The sequence below is a fragment of the Pseudomonas sp. R5(2019) genome (assembly GCF_009905435.1).
Lineage (GTDB): Bacteria > Pseudomonadota > Gammaproteobacteria > Pseudomonadales > Pseudomonadaceae > Aquipseudomonas.
Genome location: NZ_JAAAMT010000006.1, coordinates 1 through 23,091 on the forward strand (window position 1 = coordinate 1; position 23,091 = coordinate 23,091).

At 62.3% G+C, this 23,091-nt stretch carries 20 protein-coding genes and 3 pseudogenes; 16 read left to right on the forward strand and 7 right to left on the reverse strand.

Features of this window, described 5'->3' with window-relative positions; translation table 11 throughout:
• Positions 1–237: 237 nt before the first annotated feature.
• The 5 genes from GUY40_RS05845 to ydcS form a co-directional block, all read right to left on the reverse strand.
• A complete protein-coding gene (locus GUY40_RS05845) occupies positions 238–1,662 on the reverse strand; it encodes a gamma-aminobutyraldehyde dehydrogenase (RefSeq protein WP_166568000.1) in 1,425 nt (474 codons plus the stop codon).
• 18 nt (positions 1,663–1,680) lie between these two features.
• Complete coding sequence (locus GUY40_RS05850; protein ID WP_166568001.1) at positions 1,681–2,490, reverse strand: ABC transporter permease; 810 nt, start codon at positions 2,488–2,490, stop codon at positions 1,681–1,683.
• Positions 2,480–3,430, reverse strand: coding sequence for an ABC transporter permease (locus GUY40_RS05855; protein WP_166568002.1), 951 nt, complete (start codon positions 3,428–3,430; stop codon positions 2,480–2,482). Before GUY40_RS05855 ends, GUY40_RS05850 begins: the two co-directional genes overlap by 11 nt.
• Before the next feature lies 1 nt (position 3,431).
• Positions 3,432–4,472, reverse strand: a complete 1,041-nt coding sequence (locus GUY40_RS05860; RefSeq protein WP_166568003.1) for an ABC transporter ATP-binding protein — start codon at positions 4,470–4,472, stop codon at positions 3,432–3,434.
• Positions 4,473–4,546: 74 nt separating this feature from the next.
• A complete protein-coding gene (gene ydcS / locus GUY40_RS05865) occupies positions 4,547–5,698 on the reverse strand; it encodes a putative ABC transporter substrate-binding protein YdcS (protein ID WP_166568004.1) in 1,152 nt (383 codons plus the stop codon).
• 240 nt (positions 5,699–5,938) lie between these two features.
• Here ydcS and GUY40_RS05870 point away from each other — a divergent pair, with 240 nt between their 5' ends.
• From GUY40_RS05870 to GUY40_RS05940, 16 genes and pseudogenes are all read left to right on the forward strand, one after another.
• On the forward strand, positions 5,939–6,619 hold the full coding sequence (locus GUY40_RS05870) for a tellurite resistance TerB family protein (protein ID WP_166568005.1): 681 nt from the start codon (positions 5,939–5,941) through the stop codon (positions 6,617–6,619).
• Between the two features lie 408 nt (positions 6,620–7,027).
• Positions 7,028–7,438, forward strand: a pseudogene (locus tag GUY40_RS28700) (MCP four helix bundle domain-containing protein); the annotation flags it as partial.
• Positions 7,412–8,590, forward strand: a pseudogene (locus GUY40_RS05875) (methyl-accepting chemotaxis protein); the annotation flags it as partial. The pseudogenes GUY40_RS28700 and GUY40_RS05875, both read left to right, overlap by 27 nt.
• Positions 8,591–8,597: 7 nt before the next feature.
• Positions 8,598–9,131, forward strand: coding sequence for a chemotaxis protein CheW (locus GUY40_RS05880; RefSeq protein ID WP_166568007.1), 534 nt, complete (start codon positions 8,598–8,600; stop codon positions 9,129–9,131).
• The gene (locus GUY40_RS05885; protein ID WP_178117703.1) at positions 9,131–10,411 is read left to right on the forward strand and encodes a protein-glutamate O-methyltransferase CheR; all 1,281 of its coding nucleotides are present in this window, start codon (positions 9,131–9,133) and stop codon (positions 10,409–10,411) included. Before GUY40_RS05880 ends, GUY40_RS05885 begins: the two co-directional genes overlap by 1 nt.
• The gene (locus GUY40_RS05890) at positions 10,408–11,088 is read left to right on the forward strand and encodes a chemotaxis protein CheW (RefSeq protein ID WP_166568009.1); all 681 of its coding nucleotides are present in this window, start codon (positions 10,408–10,410) and stop codon (positions 11,086–11,088) included. Before GUY40_RS05885 ends, GUY40_RS05890 begins: the two co-directional genes overlap by 4 nt.
• Positions 11,085–13,391 (forward strand): hybrid sensor histidine kinase/response regulator, encoded by a 2,307-nt coding sequence (locus GUY40_RS05895; protein WP_166568010.1) that lies wholly within the window; start codon positions 11,085–11,087, stop codon positions 13,389–13,391. The genes GUY40_RS05890 and GUY40_RS05895 overlap by 4 nt, the downstream gene beginning before the upstream one ends.
• Positions 13,388–14,398 carry a chemotaxis response regulator protein-glutamate methylesterase gene (locus GUY40_RS05900; RefSeq protein ID WP_166568011.1) on the forward strand — a complete coding sequence of 337 codons (1,011 nt, stop codon included), beginning with the start codon at positions 13,388–13,390 and terminating at the stop codon, positions 14,396–14,398. The genes GUY40_RS05895 and GUY40_RS05900 overlap by 4 nt, the downstream gene beginning before the upstream one ends.
• A gap of 51 nt (positions 14,399–14,449) precedes the next feature.
• A complete protein-coding gene (locus GUY40_RS05905) occupies positions 14,450–15,454 on the forward strand; it encodes a PleD family two-component system response regulator (protein ID WP_166568012.1) in 1,005 nt (334 codons plus the stop codon).
• 277 nt (positions 15,455–15,731) lie between these two features.
• Positions 15,732–16,827 (forward strand): peptide chain release factor 2 gene (gene prfB, locus GUY40_RS05910; RefSeq protein WP_166568013.1). Its coding sequence is split into 2 segments (ribosomal slippage): positions 15,732–15,803 and positions 15,805–16,827, totalling 1,095 coding nucleotides; the frame shifts between segments, so codons are not numbered across the junction.
• A gap of 110 nt (positions 16,828–16,937) precedes the next feature.
• Positions 16,938–18,440, forward strand: coding sequence for a lysine--tRNA ligase (gene lysS / locus GUY40_RS05915; protein ID WP_166568014.1), 1,503 nt, complete (start codon positions 16,938–16,940; stop codon positions 18,438–18,440).
• A 97-nt stretch (positions 18,441–18,537) separates the two neighbouring features.
• Positions 18,538–19,242 (forward strand): TetR/AcrR family transcriptional regulator, encoded by a 705-nt coding sequence (locus tag GUY40_RS05920; protein ID WP_166568015.1) that lies wholly within the window; start codon positions 18,538–18,540, stop codon positions 19,240–19,242.
• Positions 19,243–19,267: 25 nt separating this feature from the next.
• Positions 19,268–19,816 carry a hypothetical protein gene (locus GUY40_RS05925; RefSeq protein ID WP_166568016.1) on the forward strand — a complete coding sequence of 183 codons (549 nt, stop codon included), beginning with the start codon at positions 19,268–19,270 and terminating at the stop codon, positions 19,814–19,816.
• Positions 19,817–19,846: 30 nt separating this feature from the next.
• Complete coding sequence (locus GUY40_RS05930) at positions 19,847–21,124, forward strand: flavohemoglobin expression-modulating QEGLA motif protein (RefSeq protein ID WP_166568017.1); 1,278 nt, start codon at positions 19,847–19,849, stop codon at positions 21,122–21,124.
• Positions 21,096–22,016: an alpha/beta hydrolase gene (locus tag GUY40_RS05935; protein ID WP_178117704.1), complete on the forward strand. Its 921-nt coding sequence runs from the start codon at positions 21,096–21,098 to the stop codon at positions 22,014–22,016. The genes GUY40_RS05930 and GUY40_RS05935 overlap by 29 nt, the downstream gene beginning before the upstream one ends.
• Positions 22,013–22,339, forward strand: coding sequence for a hypothetical protein (locus GUY40_RS05940; protein WP_166568018.1), 327 nt, complete (start codon positions 22,013–22,015; stop codon positions 22,337–22,339). Before GUY40_RS05935 ends, GUY40_RS05940 begins: the two co-directional genes overlap by 4 nt.
• A gap of 167 nt (positions 22,340–22,506) precedes the next feature.
• Here the strand turns inward: GUY40_RS05940 and GUY40_RS28705 are convergent.
• Positions 22,507–22,599, reverse strand: a pseudogene (locus GUY40_RS28705) (hypothetical protein); the annotation flags it as partial.
• Positions 22,600–22,652: 53 nt separating this feature from the next.
• On the reverse strand, positions 22,653–22,997 hold the full coding sequence (locus GUY40_RS05945) for a pilin assembly protein (RefSeq protein ID WP_166568019.1): 345 nt from the start codon (positions 22,995–22,997) through the stop codon (positions 22,653–22,655).
• Between the last annotated feature and the right edge of the window lie 94 nt (positions 22,998–23,091).

The window sequence follows — 23,091 nt, forward strand, 5'->3', positions numbered from 1 at the left end:
TCTACGACAAGCCCTGGGAGTGCGGGCGGTTTCGGAATCGCCGGGGCCGCTTCGCAGCCCATCGCGGCCAGGTCCGCTCCTACATGGATTTCGGCGGTTCATCCCTTAACTGACTGGCATTGGGGCTAGCCCGCGATGAACGATGACGCGCAATACCTGTAAAACCGCGGCGTCCTTATCGCGGCGGTGCGGCGATCCGACGAGCCCAGCTCCTACCAAAGGGAGGTGTGCTCGGGTTTAGTGCTTGAACATCACATGCCGCACCGTCGTGTAATCCTCCAGCCCATAGGCCGACAGGTCCTTCCCGTACCCCGACAGCTTCTGCCCGCCATGGGGCATTTCGCTGACCAGCATGAAGTGGGTGTTCACCCAGGTGCAGCCGTAGTGCAGCCGCGCCGACATCCGGTGGGCGCGGCCCACGTCCCGGGTCCAGATGGATGAGGCCAGCCCGTAGTCCGAGTCGTTCGCCCAGCCCAGCGCTTGTTCTTCATCAGTGAAACGGGTAACCGAGACCACTGGCCCGAACACTTCGCGGCGTACGATCTCGTCATCCTGCTCAACGTCGGCCAGCACGGTCGGTTCGAAAAAATAACCATCGCCGTCGACCGGCTTGCCGCCCGTCACCAGGCGGATATGCGGTTGGGCGATCGCGCGTTCGACAAAGCCTGCGACCCGGTCGCGGTGCTGGGCGGTGATCAGTGGGCCCAGCTCGGTGTCCGGATTGTCCTGCAGGCCGTATTTGATGCTGCTGACCGCCATGCCGAGCTGTTCCACGAAGCGTTCGTAGATGCCGTCTTGCGCATAGATCCGGCAGGCCGCCGTACAGTCCTGCCCGGCGTTGTAGAAGCCGAAGGTGCGAATGCCCTCGACCGCCGCGTCGATATCGGCGTCGTCGAAGATGATCACCGGGGCCTTGCCGCCCAGTTCCATGTGCAGGCGTTTGACGCGGTCGGCGGTGCTGGAAATGATGTTCGAGCCGGTGGCGATGGAGCCGGTCAGTGACACCATGCGCACCTTCGGATGGTTCACCAGCGGGCTGCCGACGCTCGGGCCACGGCCGAACACCAGGTTGAGCACGCCGGCCGGGAAGATTTCATTGGCCATTTCCGCCAGCCGCAGGGCCGTCAGCGGTGTCTGCTCGGACGGCTTGAGCACCACGGTGTTGCCCGCGGCCAGGGCCGGGGCGATTTTCCAGGCGACCATCATCAGCGGGTAATTCCACGGCGCGATGGAAGCGATGACGCCAATCGGGTCGCGACGAATCATCGAAGTGTGCCCCGGCAGGTATTCGCCTGCCGCGGAACCGGCCATGCAGCGGTTGGCGCCGGCAAAGAAGCGGAATACATCGGCAATCGCCGGGATCTCGTCATTGAGCGCTGCGCTGTAAGGCTTGCCGCAGTTCTTCGATTCAAGCCCGGCCAGCTCTTCGCCGTGGGCCTCGATGGCGTCGGCGAGCTTGAGCAACAGCAGCGAGCGTTCCTTGGGCGCGGTCTGTGACCAGCTGGCAAAGGCCGTGTCGGCGGCACGTACGGCGGCGTCGACCTGGGCTTCGCTCGCTTCATTGATATCCACCAGCACCTGGCCCAGGGCCGGGTTGTAGACCGGCTGGGCGGCACCTTCGCCGTCGACCAGTTGGCCATTGATCAGCAATCGGGTTTGCATGAGGGTGTGCTCCATCAGTTATTTACCGCCACTGCCGGCCACGCTTTCACCGCCGCGGGTCAGGTAGTAGGCGCCAAGGATCGGCAGCATGGTCACCAGCATTACCAGCATGGCGACCACGTTGGTCACCGGCACATCGCGCGGCCGGCTGAGCTGGTTCAGCAACCAGATCGGCAAGGTCCGCTCGTGGCCGGCGGTGAAGGTGGTGACGATGATTTCATCGAACGACAGGGCGAAGGCCAGCATGCCTCCGGCCAGCAGTGCCGAGCCCAGGTTGGGCAGGACGATGTAGCGGAAGGTCTGCCAGCCGTCGGCGCCCAGGTCCATCGAGGCTTCGATCAGGCTCTGCGAGGTACGGCGCAGGCGGGCGATGACATTGTTATAGACGATCACCACGCAGAAGGTCGCATGACCGATGACGATGGTCAGCACGCCCGGCTCGATCCCCAGGGTCTTGAACGCCGACAGCAGGGCGATGCCGGTGATGATGCCGGGCAGGGCAATCGGCAGGATCAGCACCAGCGAAATGCTTTCCTTGCCAAAGAAGTTGCGCCGGTACAGCGCGGCCGACGCCAGGGTTCCCAGCACCAGGGCAATCAGGGTCGCCAGGCAGGCGATCTGCAGCGACAGCTTGATCGACTCCAGTACATCGGCGCGGGCGAACGCCACGTTGAACCACTTCAGGGTGAAACCCTGGGGCGGAAAGCTGAAGGCGGCGTCTTCGGTGTTGAAGGCGTACAGGAAGATGATCAGGATCGGGAAGTGCAGGAACAGCAACCCGCCCCAGGCGGCCATGCGCAGGCCCAAGGACGCTTTTTCAGAGTGCATCGAAGGCCCCCAGGCGTTTGACAATGGACAGGTAAATGGCGATCAGTACGATCGGCACCAGGGTGAATGCGGCGGCCATGGGCATGTTGCCGATGGCGCCTTGCTGGGCGTAGACCATGCTGCCGATAAAGTAGCCGGGCGGGCCGATCAGTTGCGGCACGATGAAGTCGCCCAGGGTCAGCGAGAAGGTGAAGATGGAGCCGGCGGCAATGCCCGGCACCGACAGCGGCAGAATCACCTGCATGAAGGTTTGCCGGGGCCTGGCCCCCAAGTCCGCCGAGGCTTGCAGCAGGGACGGTGGCAGGCGTTCCAGCGAGGCCTGGATCGGCAGGATCATGAACGGCAACCAGATGTAGACGAACACCAGAAAACGCCCCAGGTGCGAGGTCGACAGGGTGCTGCCGCCAACCCCGGGAATGCCCAGTATCAGTTGCAGCACCGGCTCCAGGTTCAGCTGCTGGACGAACCACTGGGCCACGCCGCCCTTGGCCAGCAGCAGGGTCCAGGCATAGGCCTTGACGATATAGCTGGCCCACATCGGCATCATCACCGCGATGTAAAAGAACGCCTTGGTTTTGCCGCTGGTGTAGCGCGCCATGTAATAGGCAATCGGGAACGCCACCACGGCGCTGGCCAGCGACACGATCACGGCCATGCTCAGGGTCCGCAGGATGATGTCGAAGTTTGACGGCTTGAACAGCGCGCTGAAGTTGGCCAGGGTCAGGTCCGGCGTCACCGCCATGGTGAAGTCGTCGAAGGTGTAGAAGCCTTGCCACAGCAAGGTCAGTAACGAGCCCAGATAAACCGCGCCGAACCAGATCAAGGGCGGAATCAACAACATCGCCAGGTACAGGTTGGGGCGCCGGTAGAGCAGGTTGGAGAAGCGCCGCAAGAGTGAATCATCCTGCGTCAGCGCCGTTTTTTTCAGGGCCAGGCTCATGTCACTGGCCCTCGCTCAAGGCGGTTTCCTGCAAAGCGGTCATGGCCTCTCGGGCCCAGCGGGCGGTCAGGCGCTGGCCGGGTTGATGGGGGCTACCGTTTTCCTGCCATTGGTTGTTGGCGTGGCTGATGGCGAGAATCTGGCCACTGTCCAGCTTCAGTTCATAGCGGGTGGCGCTGCCCTGATACTGGACATCCTGCAACAGGCCACTGACTTCGATTTCATGGCTGGCGACCGGGCCTTCGGCAAACCGGATGTGTTCCGGGCGAATCGAGAAGGGCAGGCTGCTGCCACTCAGGTGCAGGGCCTGGTCGCCACGCAGCACATTGGAAGTGCCGACGAATTCGGCGACGAAGGTAGTGGCCGGTTTCATGTAGAGGTTGCGCGGGGTATCCACCTGCTCGATGCGGCCGCGGTTGAACACCGCGACCCGGTCTGACATGGACAAGGCTTCGGTCTGGTCGTGGGTGACAAAAATAAAGGTGATGCCCAGCTGGCGCTGGAGCTTTTTCAACTCGCCTTGCATCTGCTCGCGCAGTTTCAAATCCAGTGCACCCAGCGGTTCGTCGAGCAGCAGTACCCGTGGCCGATTGACCAGCGCCCGTGCCAGGGCCACGCGCTGGCGCTGGCCGCCGGACAACTGCACCGGCTTGCGCTCGCCGTAACCGCTCAGGGCGACCATGGCCAGCGCCTCTTGCGCCCGGGCCAGGCGTTCGGGCTTGGGCACACCCTTGACCTTCAAGCCATAGGCCACGTTGTCGCGCACGTTCATGTGCGGGAACAGGGCGTAATCCTGGAACACGGTATTCACGTCACGCTTATAAGGCGGCAGGCCGGCTGCTTCCGCGCCGTGGATACGGATAGAACCGGCGCTGGGCTGCTCGAAGCCTGCGATCAGGCGCAAACAGGTGGTCTTGCCTGAACCCGAGGGGCCGAGCATGGAGAAGAACTCGCCGTCATGGATATCGATGGACACCCCGTCAACGGCCTTCACGTCGCCAAATTGTCGAGAGACTTGGGTGAACTGGACTGCAAGGGTCATGGCGTGACGCTCGGAGCTAAGAATCTTCAAGCGCCAGCCTGAAGCTTCGGAGTCGAATGGGAGGTATTCGCGGCCTAGCGTCCTCCCATGATCGCGATATAGTCCTGGGTCCAGCGGCTGTACGGCACGAACTTGCCGCCCTCGGCCTGCGGAGTTTTCCAGAAGGCGATCTTGTCGAACTGGTCGATACCGTTGGTGGCGCAGCCTTCAGCTCCGAGCAACTCGCTTCCCTTGCAGGCCGCCAGTACCGCTGGCAACGACCCGAACCAGGCCGCGACATCGCCCTGGACCTTGGGCTGCAACGACCAGTCCATCCACTTGTAGGCGCAGTTCGGGTGCTTGGCGTCGGCATGCAGCATGGTGGTGTCGGCCCAACCGGTGGCGCCTTCCTTCGGAATCGTCGAGGCCACGGGCTGGTTGTCGGCTTTCAGGCCGTTGACCATGTAGCCCCAGGAGCTGGAGGCGGCGACGCCTTCGTTTTTCACGTCGCTCATCTGCACGGTCGCGTCATGCCAGTAGCGGTGGATCAACGGTTGCTGCTTGCGCAGCAGGTCTAGCGCGGCTTTGTATTGGGTTTCGTTCAACTCGTAGGGGTTCTGGATGCCCAGTTCCGGCTTGGCCGACTTCAGGTACAGCGCCGCGTCAGCGATATAGATCGGGCCGTCGTAGGCCTGGACGCGGCCCTTGTTCGGCTTGCCGTCCGGCAGGTTCTGTGGCTCGAACACCACGCCCCAGCTGGTGGGCGGGGTCTTGAAGACGCTGGTGTTGTACAACAGCACGTTCGGGCCCCATTGGTACGGGGTGCCGTAGACCTGCTTGTTGACCACATACCAGGCGCCGTCCTGCAGGCGCGGGTCGATGTTTTTCCAGTTCGAGATCAGCGCGGTGTTGATCGGCTGCACCCGTTTGCCGGCGATCAGGCGCAGCGAGGCGTCGCCGGACGCGGTCACCAGGTCATAGCCGCCCTTGGTCATCAGGCTGACCATTTCATCGGAAGTCGCCGCGGTCTTGACGCTGACCTTGCAGCCGGTTTCCTTCTCGAAGCCCGTTACCCAGTCATAGGCCTTGTCGCTTTCACCGCGCTCGATATAGCCGGGCCAGGCAACAATATCCAGCTGGCCTTCCCCTTTGCCGACCGCCTTGAGCGGTTCGGCAGCCTGGATGGCGACACTGGCCAGCAGGGTGGTGGTCAATGCGCTGAACAGTGCAGTCTTGTGCACGAACATTGGGTATCCCTCTTGTTTAAATTAGGGTCGGGGCAACGTTGAACGGCGGACGCGGTACCGCTTGTTATAAGCGTAGTGCTGTTATCGGGGCTTAACTCGGATCACTGCGGCGAAAATAGTCCGGGACCGTTTTCTTGAATTCTGGTGTCACAATATTTGTTTATCTCCCGCAAACGTATCGTCCTACTCTGGGTGCACTTTTCCTACTCAACAGTACGGCTCCCGTGGAGGTTCCCCCCGATGATCACCCGTGGCTTGCTCGACCAATTGCTTAAATCCGGCAAGGACCTGCTGCAAAACCAGACTGCCTCGCGCCCTGGCAAATCCTCTTCATCAGGCTTGGGCAGCCTGCTTGGCGGTGCCGGTGGTGGCGCGCTGGCAGCCGGGGCCATGGGTTTGTTGCTGGGGAATAAAAAAGCGCGCAAGTACGGTGGCAAAGCCCTGACCTACGGCGGCTTGGCGGCCCTTGGCGTATTGGCCTACAAGGCCTACGGCAACTGGCAGGCGCAACAGCGCAGTGCGCCTCAGGGCGAACCGCAAACCCTCGACCGCCTGCCCGCGGCGCAGGCCGAAGAACACAGCCAGGGCATCCTCAAGGCGTTGGTGGCGGCGGCCAAGGCCGACGGCCATGTGGATGAGCGCGAGCGGGAGCTGATCGAGGGCGAGTTCGTCAAGCTCACCCAGGACCAGGACCTCCAGCACTGGCTGCACGCCGAATTGAACAAGCCGCTGGACCCGGCCGACGTCGCCCGGGCTGCCCGCACGCCGGAGATGGCGGCCGAGATGTACATCGCCAGCGTCATGCTGGTCGATGAGGAGCATTTCATGGAGCGCGCCTACCTCGATGAGCTGGCCCGCCAGCTGGCGCTGGACCCTGCCTTGAAAGTCGAGCTGGAAAATCAGGTGCGCCTGGCGACTTGAAAAGTAAGACCCAATGCCCGTCAGCGAGTAGGAGCCGGGCTTGCCCCAATACCAGTCAGTTAAGGCATAGACTTGTGGGAGCGGATTTATCCGCGAATGAGCGCACCGCGTTTTTTCAGGCATTGCGCGTCGTGTTCATTCGCGGATAAATCCGCTCCCACATGGATCTCGCCTTAACTGACCGGCATTGGGGCGAGCCCGGCTCCTACACACGGGCATTGAGACCTGTGTCCTGTTCTGTAAGTAAAAGTCCCCAAGAGTGTCAGAAAGTTAACAGCTAATCGCTATATCGCTCGGATATACTCCGCGCATTTTAGCTGGCTGGCGACCAACACTTGAGGGCTGACTGTGAAAAACTGGACTTTGCGCCAACGGATCCTGGCGAGTTTCGCCGTGATTATCGCGATCATGCTGTTGATGGTGGTTGCTTCCTACTCCCGGCTGTTGGCCATCGAATCCAGTGAACAAACAGTCCGTACCGACAGCGTCCCCGGGGTCTACTACAGCTCGATGATCCGCAGTGCCTGGGTCGACACCTATGTCCTGACCCAGCAAATCGTGGGGCTGAGCGATCAGCACGTGATTACGACTGCCGACCTTGAGCAGTACAAGAGCTTTGACGAGCGCTTGAAAACCCAGATGGAAAACTACCGTGGCACCATCAAGCGGCAGGATGATGCCGCCAATTTCGAGCAGTTCGCCCAACTGCAGGAAGCCTACGCGCTGACGATCGAGCAGACGCTGGACGCCTACCGGAACAAGGATTACGCCCTGGCTGAGCGCTTGTTGAGCGAGGAAGTCACGCCGGCCTGGATTGCCGGGCGCAAACACCTCAATGGCGTGATTGACTTCAACCGTCTCGCGGCTGATGGCGCCACCCGCGCAATCGAAGATGCAGTCGCTGAAGCGAAGATCAGTATGGTGGTGTCGCTGTTGCTGGCGATCATTGCTGCCGCCGTCTGCGGCTTGTTGCTGATGCGCGCGATCCTGTCACCGATGCAGCGCATCGTCAAAATTCTTGAAGTCATGCGTACCGGTGACCTCAGCACCCGCCTGAATCTGGACCGCAAGGACGAATTCGGCGCGGTCGAAACCGGCTTCAACGATATGATGACCGAGCTCACGGCGCTGGTTGCCCAGGCGCAGCGCTCCTCGGTTCAGGTCACCACCTCGGTGACCGAAATCGCCGCCACTTCCAGGCAGCAGCAGGCCACTGCTACCGAAACTGCCGCCACCACCACGGAAATAGACGCCACTTCGCGGGAAATCGCCGCCACCTCCCGTGATCTGGTGCGCACCATGATCGAAGTGACCTCAGCGGCCGATCAGGCCTCGATCCTTGCAGGCTCTGGCCAGCAAGGCCTGGCCCGCATGGAAGACACCATGCACCAGGTGATGGGGGCTGCCGATCTGGTCAATGCCAAGCTTGCGATCCTCAACGAGAAGGCCGGCAACATCAACCAAGTGGTGGTCACTATCGTCAAGGTCGCCGACCAGACCAACCTGTTGTCCCTCAACGCTGCCATCGAAGCCGAGAAGGCCGGTGAGTACGGCCGCGGCTTTGCCGTGGTCGCCACCGAAGTGCGTCGCCTGGCAGACCAGACTGCCGTGGCCACCTATGACATCGAACAGATGGTCCGCGAGATCCAGTCGGCGGTCTCGGCCGGTGTGATGGGCATGGACAAATTCTCCGAAGAAGTGCGCCGTGGCATGTACGAGGTCACCCAGGTCGGCGAGCAACTGAGCCAGATCATTCAGCAGGTTCAAGCCCTGGCACCGCGGGTGCTGATGGTCAACGAGGGCATGCAGGCCCAGGCCACGGGCGCTGAACAGATCAACCATGCGCTGGCACAGCTGAGCGATGCCAGCAGTCAGACCGTCGAGTCCTTGCGCCAGGCCAGCTTTGCCATCGATGAGTTGAGCCAGGTGGCCGTCGGGCTGCGTGGCGGCGTATCGCGCTTCAAAGTCTGAGCGGCCGATGAGCAAACCTGGCTTGGCAAAAAGCACCGCGAGCGCGCGGGCTGGCCGCTTGTTTCTGACCTTTCGCATCGGTGCGGAACGTTTCGCCCTGGCCGTCACTGAAGTCGCCGAAGTGCTGCCGCTGCAGACGTTCAAGCCCATTGCCCAGACCCCGCATTGGGTCCGTGGCGTGTTCGCCCATCGCGGCGAACTGGTGCCGGTGATCGACATGAGTGCCTTGAGCTTCGGTCAGTCCGCACCGCAGCGCACCAGCACACGGCTGGTGCTGGTGCATTACCGGTTTGACCCGCTGCGCCCGCAGCTGCTGCTGGGCTTGATTCTGGAGCAGGCCACCGACACCTTGCGCTGCGATCCGGCACTGTTCCGTGATACCGGCCTGGATAACCGCGACGCCCCTTATCTGGGGTCTGTGCTCGAGGATGAGAAGGGTTTGTTGCAGTGGGTCAGTGTGCAGGCGCTGTTGCCTGATTCGGTGCGAGCCTTGCTGTTCCCGCAACCGCCGGCACGGCTGCAGCTGGGCGAGGAGGGGTGATGGACCAGGAGCGGTTCTTTCGATTTCTGCAAAACCGGATCGGCCTCGATGTCGCCTCGGTGGGCGCCGGCATGATCGAACGTGCCCTGCATCAGCGCTGCAGCCTGGTCCAGGCACCCGACCTGGACGATTACTGGATGCGTTTGCAGCAATCGGCGACGGAGCAGCAGGCGCTGATCGAAGCCGTGATCGTTCCGGAAACCTGGTTCTTCCGCTACCCCGAGTCATTCACCGCCCTGACCACGCTGGCACAGGCGCGTCTGGCCGAGCTCAAAGGCGTCCGGCCGTTGCGGCTTCTGAGTTTGCCCTGTTCGACTGGCGAAGAGCCCTATTCGATCAGCATGGCCTTGCTGGATGCCGGCATCCCGGGCGCCTCGTTCAAGATCGATGCGATCGATGTCAGCCCATACTCGGTTGAGCGAGCACGGCGTGCACTCTACGGCCGCAACTCGTTCCGGGGCCATCAACTGGACTTTCGCGAGCGGCATTTCACTGCGGTTGAAGACGGCCACGCGCTGCATGAAACCGTGCGTGCTCAGGTGCGCCTGCAGGTCGGCAATGTGATGGACCCGACTTTGCTCGCGGGTGAAGCGCCCTATGATTTTGTGTTTTGCCGCAATCTGCTGATCTATTTCGATGTGCCTACCCAACAGCGGGTCTTCGAAGTGCTCAAGGGCCTGACGCGCGAAGACGGCGTGTTGTTTATCGGCCCCGCCGAAGGCAGCTTGCTGGCCCGTTTGGGCATGCGCCCGCTGGGCATCGCGCAGTCGTTCGCGTTCGTGCGCCAGAGCGAAGCGCTTCCCGTCGCAGCGACTGTTGTGCCGGTGTCGCCCGCCCAACCCTTGGCACCCGCCGTGGCCCGAGTGGTGGCGGAGCTACTGCCACGCACTCGGCCAAAGCCCTCGGTAGCGGCGCGGCCGCCACGGGTCGAACCACCGGCAGCGAAGGAATCCAGCCCAGCGTTGCTTGAGCAGATCGCAACCCTGGCCAACGAAGGCAAAAGTACCGAGGCGCGGATGGTCTGCGAGGCCTATCTGAAGCAGCACGGGCCGCATGCGCAGGTGTTTTACTGGCTTGGCCTGCTCAGTGATGTGGCCGGTGATGAGCTTCAGGCCCAGGGCTTTTATCGCAAGGCGTTGTACCTGGAGCCACAGCACGCCGAGGCGCTCGCGCACCTGGCGGTGTTATTGGCATCACGCGGCGACAGTGTGGGCGCCAGGCGCCTGCAGGAACGCGCTGCACGCAGTGAGCGCAGTAATCAAGGAAGCGCTAAACGATGATCAGCCTGACTTCGCTGAACATGATTCACCCGGATGCCGGCAGCATCGATGACTGTTGGAATCGCATCGGCGTGCATGGCGACAAGTCCTGCCCGTTGCTGGACCAGCACGTGCATTGCCGCAACTGCCAGGTGCAGGCCGCCGCGGCTACCCGTTTGCTGGATCGCTACGCGCTGTCGCGAGACACCACCCAGCTGCGGGAGGTGGAGCAGGTCAACGTCGGCTTGCGCTCTTTGTTGCTGTTTCGTCTGGGCGAGGAGTGGCTGGCCTTGCCGACGCGCTGCCTGGTTGAAGTGGCGCCCTTGCAACCGGTGCATTCGTTACCGCATCAGCGCTCGCGCGCCATGCGAGGCGTGGCCAATGTGCGTGGCGCGCTGGTGGCGTGTCTGTCGCTGAGCGAGCTGTTGGGATTGCCCGTCAGCGTAGCCGTGGAAACCGCCGCGCGGGTCATGCCGCGCATGTTGATTCTGGCGGCCGAAGGCGGATCGGTGGTGGTGCAGGTCGATGAAGTGGACGGCATTCACGGTGTCGAGCCGGCGTTGCTGGAGCGCGGCGCGGGTACCAACCCTCAGGCTGGCACGCGCTTTACCCTGGCGGTGTTGCAATTCAAGGGGCGCAGCGTGCGGGTACTGGATGAAGCGCAATTGTTGTCTGCCATGAGCCGGAGCCTGTCATGACCCCCGACCAGATGCGCGACGCCTCGCTGCTCGAATTATTCGCCCTGGAGGCCGAGGCCCAGACCCAGGTGCTCAGCGCAGGCCTGCTGGCGCTGGAGCGCAACCCGACCCAGGCCGACCAGCTTGAAGCCTGCATGCGCGCGGCGCACTCGCTCAAGGGCGCGGCGCGGATTGTCGGCATCGATGCCGGTGTGCGCATTGCCCACGTGATGGAAGATTGCCTGGTCAGTGCCCAGAACGGCCGGCTGTACCTGCAGCCCGAGCATATCGACGCCTTGCTGCAGGGCACCGATTTGCTGATGCGGATCGCCACGCCGGCCGGGGCCTCGATCGGCGCGGCGCAGATTGAAGCCTTTGAGTTGCAGTTGACCGCGTTGGTTGAAGCCGGCGCGCGAACACCCGGCACTGCGCCAGCAGCGGCACCGATGTCGCTCGAAAGTCTGCTGACGCTGCCCGCAGAACCTGCTCCAGTGCCCGCTTACGAACCGCCACCGGCACCGCCTGAGCCGGAAGCGTCGATGGACGCACCGAAAAACAAACGCATCAACGAAGGCGGCGAGCGTGTCCTGCGGGTCACCGCCGAGCGCTTGAACAGCCTGTTGGACTTGTCGAGCAAGGCGTTGGTCGAAACCCAGCGCCTCAAGCCCTATCTGGCGACCCTGCATCGCATCAAGCGCATGCAGACCCAGAGCATCCGCGCGCTGGAAGAACTGAAAACCCAGCTCGACAGCGAGGGCCAGCGCACTGAGGTGCAGGAAGCCATGACGTTGGCCTTGCAACTGTTGGGCGAAACCCGGCAGATGATGCAGGAGCAGACCGTCGCCCTTGACGAGTTCGGCTGGCAGACCGGCCAGCGCGCCCAACTGCTGTACGACACGGCGCTGGCTTGCCGCATGCGGCCCTTCGCCGATGTGCTCACCAGCCAGTCGCGGATGGTGCGCGACCTGGGCCGTTCGCTGGGCAAACAGGTGCGCCTGGACATCGAAGGCGAGAAAACCCAGGTCGACCGCGACGTGCTGGAAAAGCTCGAAGCGCCGTTGACCCACCTGCTGCGCAATGCGGTGGACCACGGTATCGAGTCCCCCGAGCAACGCCTGTTGACCGGCAAGCCGGTCGAAGGCCAGATCCACTTGCGGGCCTCTCATCAAGCAGGCCTGTTGGTGCTGGAGATCAGCGACGACGGCGGCGGTGTTGACCTGCAGCGCTTGAGTCGGAGCATTGTCGAGCGTGAATTGTCCACGGCCGAGACCGTCGCCCAGCTCAGCGAGGAAGAACTGCTGAGCTTCCTGTTTCTGCCGGGGTTCAGTCTGCGCGACCAGGTCACCGAAGTGTCCGGGCGCGGTGTTGGCCTGGACGCGGTCCAGCATAGGGTTCGCCAACTGCACGGCTCGGTCTCGCTGACCCAGGTGCGCGGGCAGGGCAGTCGTTTCCATCTGGAAGTGCCGCTGACCCTCTCGGTGGTGCGCAGCCTGGTGGTCGATGTCGGCGGTGAGGCCTATGCCTTTCCGCTGGTGCATATCGAACGCACCCTGGAGCTGCCGGCCGAGGCCATTGTCCAGCTTGAGGGCCGCCAGCATTTCTGGCATGAAGGCCGCCCTGTCGGGCTGGTCGCCGCCAGCCAGTTGCTCAACCGCCCCGCCGCTGAAGGTGGGAGTGAAACCCTCTGCGTGGTGGTGATTCGCGAGCGTGATGCGATCTATGGGGTCGCCGTGGAGCGCTTCATTGGTGAGCGCACGCTGGTGGTCTTGCCGCTGGATGCGCGCCTGGGCAAGGTACAGGACATCTCTGCCGGAGCCTTGCTCGACGATGGCTCGGTGGTGTTGATCATTGACGTCGAAGACCTGCTGCGCTCGGTGGAAAAACTCCTCAGCACCGGGCGCCTGGAGCGCATCGATCGCGGTCGGCGTGCCGTCAGCGAGGTGCAGCGCAAGCGCATTCTGGTGGTCGATGACTCCCTCACCGTGCGCGAGCTGCAACGTAAACTGCTCAGCAACAAGGGCTACGAAGTGGTCGTGGCCGTCGACGGCATGGATGGCTGGAACGCCTTGCGCGCCGAAGACTTCGACCTGTTGATCACCGATATCGACATGCCGCGCATGGACGGTATCGAACTGGTCACCCTGCTGCGCCGCGACAGCCGCCTGCAATCGCTGCCGGTCATGGTCGTCTCCTATAAAGACCGCGAGGAAGACCGTCGACGTGGACTGGATGCTGGCGCTGACTACTATTTGGCAAAGGCCAGTTTTCACGATGATGCCTTGCTCGATGCCGTGGTTGAGTTGATAGGGAGTGCACAGGGATGAGAATTGCCATCGTCAACGATATGCCGCTGGCCGTAGAGGCTTTGCGCCGGGCTCTGGCGCTGGAACCGGCCCATGAAGTGGTGTGGGTGGCCGCCAACGGCGCCGAAGCGGTGCAGCGCTGCGCCGAATTGACCCCGGACCTGATACTCATGGACTTGATCATGCCGGTGATGGATGGCGTTGAAGCCACCCGGCGGATCATGGCCGACACGCCGTGTGCCATTGTGATTGTCACCGTTGACCGTGAGCAGAATGTGCATCGGGTCTTCGAAGCCATGGGCCATGGCGCCCTGGACGTTGTCGACACCCCGACGCTGGGGGCCGGCGACCCGCGTCTGGCCGCAGCGCCGTTGCTGCGTAAAATCCTCAATATCAGTTGGTTGGTCGGCCAACGCCACGCGCCGGCCCGGCCTGTAGCGCCAACCCTGCGCGATGTGGTGCAGCGCCAGGGGCTGGTGGCGATTGGTGCTTCGGCCGGTGGGCCGGCCGCCCTGGAAATCCTCCTCAAAGGTTTGCCGAAAGATTTTACCGCCGCCATTGTGCTGGTCCAGCACGTTGACCAGGTGTTCGCCAGCGGCATGGCCGACTGGCTGGGCAGTGCCTCGGGCCTGAATGTGCGCGTGGCCCGTGAAGGCGAGACGCCGCAATCCGGCGCGGTACTGCTGGCCGGCACCAACCATCACCTGCGGCTCTTGAAAGGCGGCACGCTGGCTTACACCGAGGAGCCCGCCAATGCCATTTATCGCCCCTCGATCGATGTGTTTTTCGACAGCGTCGCCGATCACTGGAGCGGCGATGCGGTCGGGGTGCTCCTGACCGGCATGGGCCGCGATGGAGCGCAGGGGCTCAAGCACATGCGCGAGCACGGCTTTCTGACCATTGCCCAGGACCAGCAGAGCAGTGCGGTCTACGGCATGCCCAAGGCCGCCGCCGAGATCAACGCCGCCGTGGAGGTGCGGTCCCTGGACCGAATTGCTCCAAGGCTGATGGAGGTTTTTTCGAAATGAATCCGAATATTCGGCTATGCCGGATGGCAAGCAGTAATCAGGTGACAACGCATGAATGATCTACCGATCGACGGTTTCAAGACCGCCAACGAAAACGCCGCGATGGTGCTGCTGGTCGACGACCAGGCCATGATCGGCGAAGCCGTGCGCCGCGGTCTGGCCCAGGAAGAGAACATCGACTTCCATTTTTGCGCCGATCCCCACCAGGCCATCTCCCAGGCGGTCCGCATCAAGCCGACAGTGATCCTGCAGGACCTGGTGATGCCGGGCCTCGACGGGCTGACTCTGGTGCGCGAATACCGGGCCCACCCGGCCACCCGGGACATCCCGATCATCGTCCTGTCGACCAAGGAAGAGCCGTTGATCAAGAGCGCCGCGTTTGCCGCCGGTGCCAACGATTACCTGGTCAAGCTGCCAGACAATATCGAGCTGGTAGCGCGCATTCGCTACCACTCGCGGTCCTACCTGACCCTGCTGCAGCGGGACGAAGCCTACCGCGCCCTGCGGGTCAGCCAGCAGCAACTGCTGGACACCAACCTGGTGCTGCAACGGTTGATGAACTCCGATGGCCTGACCGGGCTCTCCAACCGTCGCCACTTCGACGAGTATTTGGAACTGGAATGGCGCCGTGCCCTGCGTGAGCAGACACAATTGTCGCTGTTGATGATCGATGTCGACTATTTCAAGTGCTATAACGACAACTTCGGCCATCTTGACGGCGACGAGGCCCTGCGCCGGGTGGCCGAGGCCATTCGCAACACCTGCAGCCGGCCGTCGGACCTGCCAGCCCGCTACGGCGGAGAAGAATTCGCGCTGGTGCTGCCCAACACCTCACTCGGTGGTGCGCGGCTCGTGGCCGAAAAGCTGCGCCAGACCGTCGCCGCCCTGAAAGTCCCGCACATCGCCCCTGACCCGGGCTTGCACCTGACCGTCAGCATCGGCGTCGCCACCCAGACCCCGCAGCCGGGCAGCCATTGCCGGCAATTGATCTCGGCGGCGGACAAGGGCCTGTACCTGGCCAAGCACAATGGCCGTAATCAGGTCGGGGTGGACTGAGGCAGCCGCTTTCAAAGGCCTCATCGCGAGCTTCCCCACAGATGTTGAGCGGGGGCTTTTGTAGGAGCAAAGCTTGCTCGCGATGAGGCCGGGTCTGGCAACAGCAATCCTGCCGGATCAGTTATAACCATTGCCGCAGCAACATCCTGCGGCGCCCCAATTCTCTGGGTCACCCCGTTCTCTGACCCCCAAACCCGCCAGGCGGGCTGCCGCCATCCCCCGGACTGGGGTATACTCTCCGGCTTTTGACAGCCTTACGTACGAGAACCGCCCGCCCATGGAAATCAACCCGATCCTGAACAGCATCAAGGACCTGACCGAGCGCTCCGAGTCCATTCGGGGGTATCTTTGACTACGATCAAAAGCATGACCGCCTGATCGAAGTCAACCGCGAGCTCGAAGACCCGAGCGTCTGGAACAAACCCGAGTACGCTCAGGAACTGGGCCGTGAGCGCGCTGCGCTGGCTCAGATCGTCGAGACCCTGGACGATATGTCCGGTGGCCTGAGTGATGCCCGTGACTTGCTGGATATGGCCGTCGAGGAAGATGACGAAGGCGCTGTCGCCGATGTCGTCACCGAAATCGACCGCCTGCGCGAGTCGCTGGAGAAGCTGGAATTCCGCCGCATGTTCAGCGGTGAAATGGACATGAACAACGCCTACCTGGACATCCAGGCCGGCTCCGGCGGTACCGAAGCCCAGGACTGGGCCAACATCCTGCTGCGCATGTACCTGCGCTGGGCCGACAAGCGCGGTTTCGACGCCACCATCATGGAGCTGTCCGCCGGCGAAGTCGCTGGCATCAAGGGCGCTACCGTGCACATCAAGGGCGAGTACGCCTTTGGTTGGTTGCGTACCGAGATCGGCGTGCACCGTCTGGTGCGCAAGAGCCCGTTCGACTCCGGCAACCGTCGCCACACCTCGTTCTCTGCCGTGTTCGTCTCTCCCGAGATCGACGACAAGGTGGAAATCGAGATCAACCCGGCCGACCTGCGCATCGACACCTACCGCTCCTCGGGCGCGGGTGGTCAGCACGTTAACACCACCGACTCGGCCGTACGGATTACCCACGTACCGACCAACACCGTGGTCAGCTGCCAGAACGAACGTTCCCAGCACGCCAACAAGGACACCGCCATGAAAATGCTGCGGGCCAGGTTGTACGAGCAGGAAATGCAACGCCGCAGCGCCGCGTCCCAGGCTCTGGAAGACACCAAGTCGGACATCGGCTGGGGTCACCAGATCCGTTCGTACGTGCTGGACGCCTCGCGGATCAAGGACCTGCGCACCAACATCGAGCGCAGCGACTGCGACAAGGTGCTCGACGGCGACATCGACGAATACCTGGAAGCCAGCCTCAAACAGGGGCTGTAAGCGCGACACCTGTGCTGCGGGCAGAGCACGCTTCTTGTAGGAGCAGGGCTTGCCCGCGATCCCTTGCCGCAGGCAAGGGGCAATGAACCCGTGATGGAAAATGTGACGACATGAGCGACCTCAAACTCGACCCGCAAGACCTGCAACAGGAAGAAAACACTCTGATCGCCCTGCGCAAGGAAAAACTTGCCGCAGAGCGCGCCAAGGGTCAGGCCTTCCCCAACGACTTCCGCCGTGACAGCTACTGCGATGACCTGCAGAAACAGTATGTCGACAAGACCAAGGAAGAGCTGGAAGCTGCAGCGATCCCGGTCAAGGTTGCCGGTCGCATCATGCTCAACCGTGGCTCGTTCATGGTGATCCAGGACATGACCGGGCGTATCCAGGTCTACGTCAACCGCAAGACCCTGTCGGAAGAAACCCTGGCCGCGGTCAAGACCTGGGACCTGGGCGACATCATCGCCGCCGAAGGCACCCTGGCCCGTTCCGGCAAGGGTGACCTCTACGTTGAGATGACCCGCGTGCGCCTGCTGACCAAGTCGCTGCGTCCGCTGCCAGACAAGCACCATGGCCTGACCGATACCGAGCAGCGTTATCGCCAGCGTTACGTCGACCTGATGGTCAACGAGGAAACTCGCCAGACCTTCCGCGTGCGCTCGCAAGTCATCGCCCACATCCGCAACTTCCTGATCCAGCGTGACTTCCTGGAAGTTGAAACACCGATGCTGCAAACCATTCCCGGTGGTGCGGCGGCCAAGCCGTTCGAGACCCATCACAATGCGCTGGACATGCAGATGTTCCTTCGTATCGCGCCAGAGCTGTATCTGAAGCGTCTGGTGGTTGGCGGCTTCGAGAAAGTCTTCGAGATCAACCGCAACTTCCGTAACGAAGGCGTATCGACCCGGCACAACCCCGAGTTCACCATGCTCGAGTTCTACCAGGCCCATGCCGATTACGAAGACAACATGGACCTGACCGAAGAGCTGTTCCGCGAGCTGGCGCAGCTGGTCCTGGGCAGCACCGACGTGCCGTACGGCGACAAGGTGTTCCACTTCGGCGAGCCGTTCGTGCGCCTGTCGGTGTTCGACGCGATCCTCAAGTACAACCCGGAACTGACCGCTGCCGACCTGCAAGACATTGACAAGGCTCGCGAGATCGCCAAGAAAGCCGGCGCCAAGGTGTTGGGCTTCGAAGGCCTGGGCAAGCTGCAAGTGATGATTTTCGAAGAACTGGTCGAGGACAAGCTGGAGCAGCCGCACTTCATTACCCAGTACCCGTTCGAAGTGTCGCCGCTGGCGCGCCGCAACGATGAAAACCCGAACGTCACCGACCGCTTCGAGCTGTTTATCGGTGGCCGCGAAATCGCCAACGCCTACTCCGAGCTCAATGATGCCGAAGACCAGGCCGAGCGCTTCATGGCGCAGGTGGCCGAGAAGGACGCCGGTGACGACGAAGCCATGCACTACGACGCCGACTTCGTTCGCGCGCTGGAGTACGGCATGCCGCCAACGGCGGGTGAGGGCATCGGCATCGACCGTCTGGTCATGCTGTTGACCAACTCTCCGTCGATCCGCGATGTGATCCTGTTCCCGCACATGCGTCCCCAGGCCTGACCGCCGTGAACAAGCCGCCTCCTCAGGCGGCTTTTTCTTGGCCAAAAAAAGTTGATTCGATAGACAAGTTCCGAGGGTTCGCGCAGTGACTCCTGTAATGGCTCAGCAAGGTGCCGCCGGTGTCGCCACCGCCGTGGCAGAAAGTGTTCAGTACCAGGGCCGCAAGGCCAGTCGCCAGGGCAGCGAGCTGCGCCGTCAGGAGATTCTCGATGCGGCCTTGCGCATTGTCGTGCGCGATGGCGTGCGTGGTGTACGTCACCGCGCGGTCGCCGCGCAAGCCGGTGTGCCACTGTCGGCGACCACCTATTACTTCAAGGATATTCAGGACCTGCTCAGCGATGCCTTCGCCCTCTACGTGGAGCGCAGCGCCGATTTCCTGGCCAAGCTGTGGACCAACACCGAGCTGATCCTGCGCCAGTTGATGGCCCAGGGCGATGGCAGCCCGGCCTCGCAGGCGCGGCTTGCCGATGAAGTGGCCAAGCTCACGGCCGACTACGTGGTGCACCAGATCAACACCCGGCGCGATTACCTGATGGCCGAACAGGCGTTCCGCCAGGAAGCGCTGATCAACCCGCGGTTGGCCGAATTGGTCTGCTCGCACCAGCGAATCTTGTTGCAAGGCACCTGTCAGATGCTTCAGGTCGTGGGTTCCCGCGAGCCGCAACAGGATGCCAAAGTGTTGACGGCGATTATCGGGCGGATGGAATATCAGGCTCTGCTCAATCATGCGCAGCCGCCTGCCGAGGACGAAACCCTCGCCATCCTCACTCGATATATGCATCTGGTGTTGGCGTCGACCTGAACGGCGGTCTTACAAGGAGAGCTGGATGAAAGCCTGGCGTGTCGTTTTGGCCGTGACGTTTTTGCTGTTGAGCGGGTGTCTGGTGACCTTCAAGGATCCGATCCCGGCCGATCAAGCGGCGCCGGTGGCGCTGTTGGGCAAGTGGTCCAGCAAGGATGCCTGGGGCGAGGCCCTTTACCTTGAAATCAGCCGCGACGGGCAGAACCGCTACCAGGCCGTCAGCTACCCCAAGGGCAAGAAAAGCCAGCGTCAGGCCTACCCGTTCACGGTTTCGCGGCATGGCAGCCGCTGGTACCTGTCGGCGCCGGTGCCGGATAAATACGGTGGCCATTACGCCATTGCCGGCTTCGAGCTGACCGACAACCAGGAGCTGGTGGTTTACAGCCTGGACCTGGAACGCTTCAAACTGATACTCGATCAGCGCATGATGAGCGGTGATACCTTCGAGACCGATGACGGTGACGGGGCATTCATTTCCAGCCCCTTGCCGCAGGTCTTCGCCTATCTGGATGACCCGGCCAACTCCGACGTTTTCGTCGAAGCCGCCCGTTACCAGCGACGTACAAGCAAGTAAGCCCCATAGCGTTCAAACAAGGAGCCAGGCGTGGACGAGTACCAGCAGACCATACGCGGCTTGTCCGATCGCATCGTGCTGGCGCAAACGCCGATTCGCGTGCTCGATGCAGTGAAGTGGGACGAGTCTATTCGCGACGGCTTTCTCAAGGGCAAGGGCAAGGAGCCGCCCGCGGTCGACCGTGCCTATTACCAGAGTCGGCCGCTGGGGTTCGACTCAAGCGCCGTCAAGCTTGAATTTCAGAACATCGAACGCGACATCACTCGCCAGCTGGGCCAGTTCAACCCGGTGGGGCAGATCATGCGGCGCATGTGCAAGGAATACCGCATGGTCGTGCGGATGCTCGAAGCACGCGGCACCGAGGACTTCGGGCTGATTTCCCAGGAGTTGTATGGCGCTGCCTCCGATGCCTTTCATGCCGGCGACCCGACGCTGTCGGACCTGGGCATCATGCTCTCCGACTACCTGAACAACATCGCCGGGCGCGGCGACCTCAAGGACGAGCCCAAGACCCTCACGGCGCCGCAAGCCGTTGAAATGCTCCAGCACCGGCTGAACAGGGTCTTTGGTGAAGCCGAGGAAACGGTGCGGGTGTTTGTCTCGGACGGTATCGTCGCCGATGCGGCCGCCGGCGCCGATTACATCAAGATCCGTGCCGACGCCATGTTCAACAGCCGCGACGTGCGCGCGCTGGAAGTGCACGAAGGGCTGGTGCATGTGGGCACGACCCTGAACGGCCTGAACCAGCCGATCTGCACCTTCCTGGCCAAGGGCCCGCCCTCGTCGACGGTGACTCAGGAAGGCCTGGCGATCCTGATGGAAGTGATTGCCTTCGCCTCCTACCCCAGCCGCCTGCGCAAGCTGACCAACCGCACCCGTGCGATCCATATGGTGGAAGAGGGCGCCGATTTCCTGCAGATTTTCGAGTTTTTCCGTGAGCAGGGCTTCGGCCTGCCGGAAAGCTACGGCAATGCCAGCCGGGTGTTCCGCGGGTCAGTGCCCAATGGCCTGCCGTTCACCAAAGACTTGTCCTATCTCAAGGGCTTCATCATGGTCTACAACTACATTCAGCTGGCCGTGCGCAAAGGCAAGCTGGAGCAGATCCCGCTGTTGTTCTGCGGTAAGGCCACCCTGGAAGACATGCGGACCCTGCGCCAATTGGTGGATGAAGGGCTGGTGGTGGCGCCCAAGTACTTGCCGGAGCAGTTCCGCGACCTGAACGCGCTGTCGGCCTGGATGTGTTTCTCCAACTTCCTCAACCACTTGAGCCTGGACCGGATTGAAGCCGACTACGCGAACATTCTGTAAGTTGTTGTTCCTCGCCATTACCCTGATGATGGCGGGCTGCAGCTCGCTGCTGTTCTATCCCGAGCCGGGCCAGCCTTTCACTCCCGAAAAAGCCAAGCTTGAGTACCGCGATCTGACCTTCACGGCGGCCGACGGTACTCGCCTGCACGCCTGGTGGTTGCCGGCCAAGGCGGGGGTTGAGGTCAAGGGCACGGTGCTGCACTTGCACGGCAATGGTGGCAACCTCGCGTGGCACCTGGGCGCCAGTTGGTGGTTACCGGCGCAGGGCTATCAGGTGTTGTTGATGGACTACCGCGGCTACGGTTTGTCCCAGGGCACGCCGAGCTTGCCGGCGGTGTATCAGGACGTGGCGGCGGCGCTCGACTGGTTGCAACGGGCGCCTGAAGTGAAGGGCAAGCCACTGGTGTTGCTGGGCCAAAGCCTGGGCGGTGCGGTCGGGGTTCATTACCTGGCCGGGCACCCTGAGCAGCGCCAACGCTTCAAGGCCATGGTCTTTGATGGCGTGCCGGCCAGCTATCGGGAGGTCGGCCGTTTTGCCTTGAGTACCCACTGGCTGACCTGGCCGTTGCAGGTGCCACTGTCGTGGCTGGTGCCGGACAGCGACAGCGCCATCTACGCCATCCCCAAACTCACCGGTGTGCCGCAGTTGTTCTTCCACAGCATCGATGACCCACTGGTTCCGCTTTCCAATGGCATCCGCTTGTATCAAGCTGCGTCGCCGCCCAAGGTGCTGCAGTTGACCCGCGGTGGTCACGTGCAGACCTTTACCGACCCCACCTGGCGACAGGTCATGCTGCGCTTCCTTGAAGATCCTGAGCACTTCAACGGCTTGCGTCGGCTGGCCGAAGACCCCAACTATCCGCCTTCCGCAAAATCCGAGAGTTCGCAATGAATGAAGAACGCAACGCCATCCCCCTGATCCTCACCGGCATCGGCAGCATCCTCGGCACCGTCGCTTGCCTGTGGTACTACGGCTACCTGCACTTCGCCAAGCCCGAGGACGCGCTGCTGTTGTCCGAGTTCACCATGCTCAAGACCGTGCCGGGCGAAGACTACAAGACCGCCCTGAGCCCGGCGCCGCAAGTGGCCCAGTGCATTGATGGGGTGCTGGTGTTGTTTGATACCGAACAAAAGGGGCTGACCGGGGTGCTGGTCGATGGCAAGAAGCAGGCGGTGAGATGCATGGGGCAGGAAACTCCGCAGCAGGTGCAGTAACCCGCAATTACAACCTCACCCAAGATGTGGGAGCGGATTTATCCGCGAATCCAGCCGCTGCGGTATATCAGGCAAACCGCGTCGCTGCTATTCGCGGATAAATCCGCTCCCACATTTTGAACTGCACCCCAAAGGTTGGATATCCATCTTACATTGGGGGTTCAAGCTTATTGTGTGCTGCTCACCGTCCGCGGCGCCACAGGCTGGTTATCGTTGGAAATCGTCACTTCCACCCGACGGTTCTGTGCCCGGCCAGCGTGAGGCACCGAGCCCGTGTCCGGGGCCGGTGCCTAAGGGGGGGTGAGCGCGGTAATCAGTGTTTCTTGTCGTCGATCTGCGCCGACAAATCGTGCAAGTAGCGGCGTGACAACGCGAGGAAGCGCGGAGTAGGGCCAATGTCTTCGTACAGTGGATCGCCTTCCTCATCAAGGGCCACCACTTGCTGGCCCTTGACATAGGGGAAGCTCGCTTCCAGTTCTTCCAGCGCAGCGCCGAGCAGTTCGCCCAGCAGCTCTTCAGGTTGGCGTTTGGGGTACATCTCGGCGATGGCCGCCAGCCGCGCTGCGGCCTCCACATCCAGGTGCAGCGCATAGCCGGTCTTGGTCAGACGACCCTTGGCATTTTCTTCCCAATGTTGGGCGAGTTCGCGGATTTTCATAATGACCTCATCGAATCCCGCATCCGCGGGAACTGGCGAGCCGGCGGCACGAACCGTATACGGCTTACTTGAGCTTAGCTGCGTTTGAGCAACG